Origin of the sequence: Pseudomonas sp. MOIL14HWK12:I1, assembly GCF_000510705.1 — a bacterium.
Classification (GTDB): domain Bacteria; phylum Pseudomonadota; class Gammaproteobacteria; order Pseudomonadales; family Pseudomonadaceae; genus Chryseomonas; species Chryseomonas oryzihabitans.
The window spans coordinates 329,386-336,740 of sequence record NZ_AZNY01000009.1; the positions used below are offsets into that span (position 1 = coordinate 329,386).

At 66.7% G+C, this 7,355-nt stretch carries 7 protein-coding genes and 1 tRNA gene; 4 read left to right on the top strand and 4 right to left on the bottom strand.

Annotated features, from left to right (window positions below):
• Nucleotide 1: 1 nt before the first annotated feature.
• A complete protein-coding gene (locus PSEK12I1_RS0108880; protein WP_007162739.1) occupies nucleotides 2–262 on the bottom strand; it encodes a type B 50S ribosomal protein L31 in 261 nt (86 codons plus the stop codon).
• A gap of 399 nt (nucleotides 263–661) precedes the next feature.
• Here PSEK12I1_RS0108880 and PSEK12I1_RS0108885 point away from each other — a divergent pair, with 399 nt between their 5' ends.
• Genes PSEK12I1_RS0108885 through PSEK12I1_RS0108900 form a run of 4 tightly spaced genes read left to right on the top strand, consistent with a single transcriptional unit; the run spans nucleotide 662 to nucleotide 5,656 of the window.
• Nucleotides 662–2,434 carry an N-acetylglutaminylglutamine amidotransferase gene (locus PSEK12I1_RS0108885; protein WP_027601310.1) on the top strand — a complete coding sequence of 591 codons (1,773 nt, stop codon included), beginning with the start codon at nucleotides 662–664 and terminating at the stop codon, nucleotides 2,432–2,434.
• Nucleotides 2,435–2,447: 13 nt separating this feature from the next.
• Nucleotides 2,448–4,187 carry an N-acetylglutaminylglutamine synthetase gene (gene ngg / locus PSEK12I1_RS0108890; RefSeq protein ID WP_027601311.1) on the top strand — a complete coding sequence of 580 codons (1,740 nt, stop codon included), beginning with the start codon at nucleotides 2,448–2,450 and terminating at the stop codon, nucleotides 4,185–4,187.
• Nucleotides 4,184–5,371 (top strand): osmoprotectant NAGGN system M42 family peptidase, encoded by a 1,188-nt coding sequence (locus PSEK12I1_RS0108895; protein WP_007162736.1) that lies wholly within the window; start codon nucleotides 4,184–4,186, stop codon nucleotides 5,369–5,371. Before ngg ends, PSEK12I1_RS0108895 begins: the two co-directional genes overlap by 4 nt.
• A 54-nt stretch (nucleotides 5,372–5,425) precedes the next feature.
• On the top strand, nucleotides 5,426–5,656 hold the full coding sequence (locus tag PSEK12I1_RS0108900) for a YheU family protein (protein WP_007162735.1): 231 nt from the start codon (nucleotides 5,426–5,428) through the stop codon (nucleotides 5,654–5,656).
• Between the two features lie 15 nt (nucleotides 5,657–5,671).
• On the opposite strand, the gene PSEK12I1_RS0108905 is transcribed toward PSEK12I1_RS0108900, so the two are convergent.
• The 3 genes from PSEK12I1_RS0108905 to PSEK12I1_RS0108915 all read right to left on the bottom strand — a co-directional run bounded on the left by PSEK12I1_RS0108905 (nucleotide 5,672) and on the right by PSEK12I1_RS0108915 (nucleotide 7,341).
• Complete coding sequence (locus PSEK12I1_RS0108905) at nucleotides 5,672–6,001, bottom strand: YnfA family protein (protein ID WP_007162734.1); 330 nt, start codon at nucleotides 5,999–6,001, stop codon at nucleotides 5,672–5,674.
• Nucleotides 5,995–7,137: a GNAT family N-acetyltransferase gene (locus tag PSEK12I1_RS0108910; RefSeq protein ID WP_027601312.1), complete on the bottom strand. Its 1,143-nt coding sequence runs from the start codon at nucleotides 7,135–7,137 to the stop codon at nucleotides 5,995–5,997. The genes PSEK12I1_RS0108905 and PSEK12I1_RS0108910 overlap by 7 nt, the downstream gene beginning before the upstream one ends.
• Nucleotides 7,138–7,265: 128 nt before the next feature.
• Nucleotides 7,266–7,341: transfer RNA gene (locus PSEK12I1_RS0108915), tRNA-Glu, on the bottom strand.
• Nucleotides 7,342–7,355: the final 14 nt, after the last annotated feature.

Consider the following 7,355-nt stretch of genomic DNA (forward strand, 5'->3'; position numbering starts at 1 on the left):
CTTACTTGCTGTTGCCGCCCGGGAAGCCGGCGAACTTCTTGTTGAAGCTGGAAACCCGGCCTTCGACCTTCATCTGGCGCTGCTCGCCGGTGTAGATGGGGTGCGAGGCGCTGGATACGTCGAGGCTGATGTAGGGATAGGTTTCGCCTTCGTATTCCTGGGTACGGTCGCTCTCGGCGGTGGAGCGGATCAGGAAGTAGGTGTCCGAGGTGGTGTCGTGGAACAGCACGGGACGATAGTTGGGATGGATACCGGGTTTCATGAGGCGTCTCCTGGTCTGGGCGCCCGAGACGGAATGTCTCCTGCGCACCGATTAAAGATACATTATAACATATAAAGGTCGTTTTTGCAGCCCCGCCTGTGACGGTGACGGCAGCCATGGCCTTTGCAATGGAACCATCCGCCGCGCGCGGGGCTCGTAACCTGAGGCCCTGACCGGCGGTACCCCACCCTCTCTGAGACCCGCTGTCGGTCGGTGCGTGCGTTCAGGCCCGCGGCGCCAGACAGACGAGCTGTCCGCCACCCTGCCCTGTTCACTCGCACAGCGCCCCTGCATTGGCTTCTCAAGGATGGCGAGAAGTCCACACGCATTGGATGCGCACGCCGGGTTCGGGACTGAACTCACCGCGCCGCATCCCAAGGATTCAAGAGGCACAGCACCATGTGCGGCATCGCCGGAGAGCTTCGTTTCGATCGTCAACCTGCATCCATCAGCGCGGTGGAGCGCATCACCCACCGTCTCGAACAGCGCGGCCCCGACGCCTGGGGTTTCCATAGCCAGGGGCCGGTCGCCCTGGGCCATCGGCGGCTGAAGATCATGGATCTGGCGGAAGCCTCGGGCCAACCCATGATCGAGCCCGAGCTGGGGCTGTCGATGGTGTTCAACGGCGCCATCTACAACTACCCGGAATTGCGCAGCGAGCTGGAAGCCAAGGGTTACCGCTTCCACTCCGGCGGCGATACCGAGATCCTGCTCAAGGCCTATCACGCCTGGGGCAAGGCCATGCTGCCCAAGCTCAATGGCATGTTCGCCTTCGCCATCTGGGAGCGTGACAGCGGTCGGCTGTTCATCGCCCGGGATCGCCTGGGCATCAAGCCGCTGTACCTGTCCTTTACCGACAAGCGCCTGAGATTCGCCTCCAGCCTGCCCGCACTGCTGGAAGCCGGTGACATCGACACCCGCATCGATCCGGTCGCCCTCAACCACTACCTGAATTTCCATGCCGTGGTGCCCGCGCCGCGCACCATCCTGCAGGGCGTGCAGAAGCTGCCGCCGGCGACCTGGATGACCGTGGACGCCTCCGGCCAGCAGCACCAGGAAACCTGGTGGACCCTGGACTACGGTCCCCACGAAGACGAGCGTCGCTACACCCTGGACGACTGGGCCGAACGGGTCCTGCATGGCCTCAAGGACGCCGTGGCGATCCGCCAGCGGGCGGCGCGCGAGGTCGGGGTGCTGCTTTCCGGCGGGGTGGATTCCAGTCTGCTGGTCGGCCTGCTGCACGATTCGGGGGTCAAGGACCTGCTGACCTTCTCCATCGGCTTCGAAGATGCCGGCGGCGAGCGCGGCGACGAATTCCAGTATTCCGACCTGATCGCCAATCACTACGGCACCCGCCACCACCAGTTGCGCATCGCCGAGGACGAGATCATCCAGCAGCTGCCGCGCGCTTTCTCGGCCATGAGCGAGCCGATGGTGAGCCACGACTGCATCGCCTTCTACCTGCTGTCGCGGGAGGTCTCCAAGCACTGCAAGGTGGTGCAGAGCGGCCAGGGCGCGGACGAACTCTTCGCCGGCTACCACTGGTATCCCCAGGTGCATGGCGCCGCCGATCCCTTCGCCGCCTACCGCGCCGCCTTCTTCGATCGCGACTATGCCCAGTACGCCGCCACCGTGCAGGCCGGCGTGCGCCTGGAGGAAGACGCCGCCGAGACCTTCGTCCGCCAGCACTTCGCCAAGCCCGGCGCCAGCGCCGGCGTCGACAAGGCCCTGCGCCTGGACAGCACCGTGATGCTGGTGGACGACCCGGTCAAGCGGGTCGACAACATGACCATGGCCTGGGGCCTGGAAGCCCGGGTGCCCTTCCTCGACTATCGCCTGGCCGAACTCTCGGCACGCATCCCCGCCGAATTCAAGCTGGGCGACGGCGGCAAGCAGGTGCTCAAGGCGGCAGCGCGCAAGGTCATTCCCCAGGAAGTCATCGACCGGCCCAAGGGCTATTTCCCGGTGCCGGGCCTCAAGCACCTGGAAGGCAACACCCTGACCTGGGTGCGGGAACTGCTGCTGGACCCGAGCCAGGATCGCGGCCTGTTCGAGACCGCCGAGATCGATCGCCTGCTGACCAATCCGGCCGACCGCATCACCCCCCTGCGCGGTTCCAAGCTCTGGCAACTCGCGGCGCTCAACCTCTGGCTGAGCGAGCACGGACTGTAAGGGCGGAACACCCATGAAAGCGACCAGCTACAACCAGCGCCTCCAGCGCGCCCAGACGCCCTCCTACGAACGGCTGCAGGCGCGCCTGGCGGAAGGCGATCAGCCGACCTGCCAGCCGCTCTCCCTGCATTGCGGCTGGGGCCGGCTGCTCATCGGCCATACCTATCCCGACCCCGCCAGCCTGGCCAAGGAACTGCTCACCGAAACGCCTGGCGAGCGCGACATTGCCCTCTATGTGGCCGCGCCCCACCAGGTGCTGGCCCAGGCACCGCAACAGCTGTTTCTCGACCCCAGCGACACCCTGCGGATCTGGTTCAGCGACTATCGTCCGGCCCGACGGATCTATCGTGGCTTTCGCATCCGCCGGGCCTGCTCCGCCCAGGACTGGAGCGAGATAAACCGCCTCTACCAGCAGCGTCACATGCTGCCCGTCGACACCGAGCGACTGACCCCGCGGCACAAGGGTGGCCCGGTGTACTGGCTGGCGCAGGACGACGACAGCGGCGCCATCATCGGCTCGGTGATGGGGCTCAATCACGTCAAGGCCTTCCAGGACCCGGATGGCGGCTCTTCGCTCTGGTGCCTGGCGGTCTCCCCGGACTGCAGCAGACCCGGCGTCGGCGAGGCGCTGGTGCGCCATCTGATCGAACACTACGCCAGTCGCGGCCTGGCCTTTCTCGACCTGTCGGTGCTGCACGACAACCTGCAGGCCAAGCGGCTCTACGACAAGCTGGGCTTCCGGCCGCTGCAGACCTTCGCGATCAAATGCAAGAACGGCATCAACCAGACGCTGTTCCTCGGTCCGGGGCCGGCGGCCGAGCTCAATCCCTATGCGCGCATCATCGTCGACGAAGCCCTGCGGCGCGGCATCGAGGTGCAGGTGGATGACGCCGAAGGCGGTCTCTTCACGCTGATCCAGGGCAACCGGCGCATCCGCTGCCGCGAGTCCCTGACCGACCTCACCTCCGCGGTGACCATGACCCTCTGCGCCGACAAGGTGCTGACCAGCCGTACCCTGGCCCGGGCCGGGCTGCGGGTGCCGGAACAGCAACTGGCGGGCAGCGACGACGACAACGCCGCCTTTCTGGAGAAACACGGCGCCCTGGTGGTGAAGCCGGTCAACGGCGAACAGGGCAAGGGCGTGGCGGTGGACATCCGCGACGCCGAGCACCTCGCCGCGGCCATCCAGGCCGCGCGCCGGTATGACGACCGGGTGCTGCTGGAAAGCTTCCACCAGGGTCTCGACCTGCGCGTGGTGGTCATCGGCCACGAGGTGGTGGCCGCGGCCATTCGCCGTCCGGCGGAGATCGTCGGCGATGGCCAGCACAGCGTCAGGGACCTGATCGAAGCCCAGAGCCGCCGACGCCAGGCCGCCACTGGCGGCGAGTCGCGCATCCCGGTGGACGAGGAAACCGAACGCGCCATCCGCAGCGCCGGCTACGAGTGGGACAGCATCCTGCCAACCGGTACCCACCTGGCCGTGCGCAAGACCGCCAATCTGCACACCGGCGGCATCCTCGAGGACGTCACCGACAGCCTCCATCCGGTGCTGGCCGACGCCGCCGTCCAGGCGGCCCGGGCGCTGGACATCCCGGTCACCGGCATGGATCTGCTGGTGCCCGCCGCCGATGCGCCCGACTACGTCATCATCGAAGCCAACGAGCGGCCAGGCCTGGCCAATCACGAGCCGCGCCCCACCGCCGAACGCTTCATCGACCTGCTGTTCCCGCTGTCCCGGGAGGTTCCGCTATGAATCGCTTGCCCGAGCCCGATCTGGATTACCTGCGCAAGGTCCTGCTGGACATGCTGGCGATCCCCAGTCCCACGGGTTTCACCGACACCATCGTCATGTACGTCGCCGAACGGCTCAACGAACTGGACATCCCCTTCGAGCTGACCCGTCGCGGCACCATCCGCGCCACCATCAAGGGCCACAAGGAGAGTCCGGACCGGGCCGTCTCCGCGCACCTGGACACCATTGGCGCCATCGTCCGCGAGATCAAGGACAACGGCCGCCTGGGCCTGGCGGCCGTGGGCCACTGGTCCAGCCGTTTCGCCGAAGGCAGTCGCGTCAGCCTGTTCACCGATGACGGCACCCTGAGGGGCAGCGTGCTGCCCCTGCTCGCCTCCGGCCATGCCTTCAACACCGAGATCGACAAGATGCCGGTGACCTGGGACCACATCGAGCTGCGCCTGGATGCCGTGACCAAGAGTCGCCACGAGACCGAGCAGCTGGGCGTGCAGATCGGCGACTTCGTCGCCTTCGATCCTCTGCCGGAATTCACCGACAGTGGCTACATCAGCTCGCGCCATCTGGACGACAAGGCCGGCGTCGCCGCCCTGCTCACCGCCCTGAAGATGCTCAAGGAAAGCGGGCAGACCCCGCCGATCGACTGCCACCCGCTGTTCACCATCACCGAAGAGGTGGGCTCGGGCGCCGCCGGTGCCCTGCCCTGGGACGTCAGCGAATTCGTCGGTATCGACATCGCCCCCGTGGCGCCCGGCCAGCGCTCCGACGAGCACCGCGTCAGCGTGGCCATGCAGGATTCCTCCGGGCCTTACGACTATCACCTGTCGCGACATTTGCTGCGCCTGGCGCAACGCAACGACATCCCGGTGCGCCGCGACCTGTTCCGCTACTACTACAGCGACGCCCATTCGGCGATCAGTTCCGGCCAGGACGTGCGGGTAGCCCTGCTGGCCTTTGGCTGCGACGCCACCCACGGCTACGAGCGCACCCATATCGTCAGCCTGGCGGCGCTCAGCCAGCTGCTGACCGGCTACATGCTCAGCCCGCCGGTGTTCGACAGCGATGCCCAGCCGGCCGACAGCTCCCTCGACCGCTTCGGTCACCAGTTGCTGCCGGAAGACACCCAGATGGACAACCAGACCCACCTGCCGCCGCTGGAGGAGGTCGTCGGCGACGGCAGCAAGTAGCGTTCGATCAACGCGCCTGGGGTATCCTGGGCGCCTTTTTCCAGGCACCTCTCGATGATCATCCCCCACGACCAGCTCGCTGCCGCCACCCTCGACAACCTGCTGGAAGACTTCGTCACCCGCGACGGCACCGACAACGGTGACGAGACGCCCCTGGCGACCCGGACCCAGCGCGCGCGCCGCGCCCTGGAAACCGGCGAAGCCGTCATCCTCTTCGATCCGGACAGCGCCCTCTGCCAGCTGGTGCTGCGCCGCGACGTGCCGCCCGAGCTGCTGGACGACTAGCGCCTCTCGCGCCTGTTAGGCACTGCCACGCGGCGCCAGCAGGATCACCAGGGCCCCCGCCACGCAGAGCAAACCGCCGGCCAGATCCGTCCAGGTCGGTCGGGTACGCTCGACCAGCGCCAGCCAGCCCAGCGAAGCCACCACGTAGATGCCGCCGTAAGCCGCATAGGCGCGTCCGGCGTAGGCCGCCTCGATACGGGTCAGCAACAGGGCGAAGAGCACCAGGCTGGCAAGTCCCGGCGCTATCCACCAGGGACTGCGATCCAGCCGCAGCCAGAGCCAGAAGGCATAGCAGCCGGCGATCTCGAACAGCGCCGCCAGCAGGAACCAGAGGTAGTTCAGCATGGCGCCGCGCCGTCCTCCTGGCGATAGGGCAAGGCCTCGGCAGCCCGCCGCGCATAGGCCTGGACGCCGTCGCGCTCCTGCTCGAGAAACTCCGCCACCGCCGCTCTCAGGCCCGGATGCACCAGGTAGTGCCAGGAACGGGTCAGGGTCGGCTCGAAGCCACGAATCAGCTTGTGTTCGCCCTGGGCGCCGGCATCGAAGCGCTGCAGCCCCTCGGCGATGGCGTATTCGATCCCCTGGTAGAAACAGGTCTCGAAATGCAGCTGATCGAATTCCTGCAGGCAGCCCCAGTAGCGGCCATAGAGGGTGTCGCCGTCCTTGAGATAGAAGGCCATGGCCACCGGCCGGATACCCTGACGGACCAGCACCACCCGGATCGCCGCGGGCAGCCGCTCGGCCAGCAGACTGAAGAAGGCACGGGTCAGATAGGGATCCTGGCCGCGCACCTCGTAGGTGTTGGCGTAGCAGGCATAGACGAAATCCCACTCCGCTTCGCTCAACTCTCCGCCCTGGCGCCATTCGAAGCTCACCCCCAGGCCGGCGACCTGGTCGCGCTCCTTGCGCAGCTGCTTGCGCTTGCGCGAGGTCAGGGCGGCGAGGAAGTCGCCGTAGTCGCCATAGCCGCGGTTGTGCCAGTGGAACTGGCAGCCAAGCCGCGCCAGCCAGCCCTCCCGATCCTCGAGCAGCGCATCGGCCTTAGGATCGGTGAAGTTGACGTGCAGGCTGGAGAGCTCCAGGCCGGCCAGGCTGCCGGTGGTGGCGTCCAGCAGGGTCGCGCAGGCGGCGGGATCGCCCAGCAGGCGCGCGCCCTGTACCGGTGAGAAGGGCACCGCGGCCAGCAGCTTCGGGTAGTAGTCGATCCCGGCCCGGCGGCAGGCATCGGCCCAGGCCCAGTCGAAGACGTATTCGCCATAGGAATGCATCTTGAGATAGGCCGGCATGGCGGCCCGCAGCTGCCCCTGTTCATCCTTGAGGATCTGGTGCGCCGGTTGCCAGCCGGTCCCCTGCCCGAGGCTGCCACTGTCTTCCAGGGTGGCGAGGAATTCATGGCGCAGAAAGGGCTGGTCGTCCGCCAGCAGCGCGTTCCACTGGGCGGCAGGCACCTGGGCCAGGCTGTAGAGATACTCGACGATCATCCCACTCCCCTTGCTTGGACTCGGCCTACAGATCTAACACAGTAGCCGGACGGCTCCTGTGAAAGACTCTGGCGGCTGGCTTTCGTGCGGACAAAAAAAAACCGCCGTGAGGCGGTTTCTTTCGAGTGTGGCGTCCCCTAGGGGACTCGAACCCCTGTTACCGCCGTGAAAGGGCGGTGTCCTAGGCCACTAGACGAAGGGGACGTTACCCTGGTGCA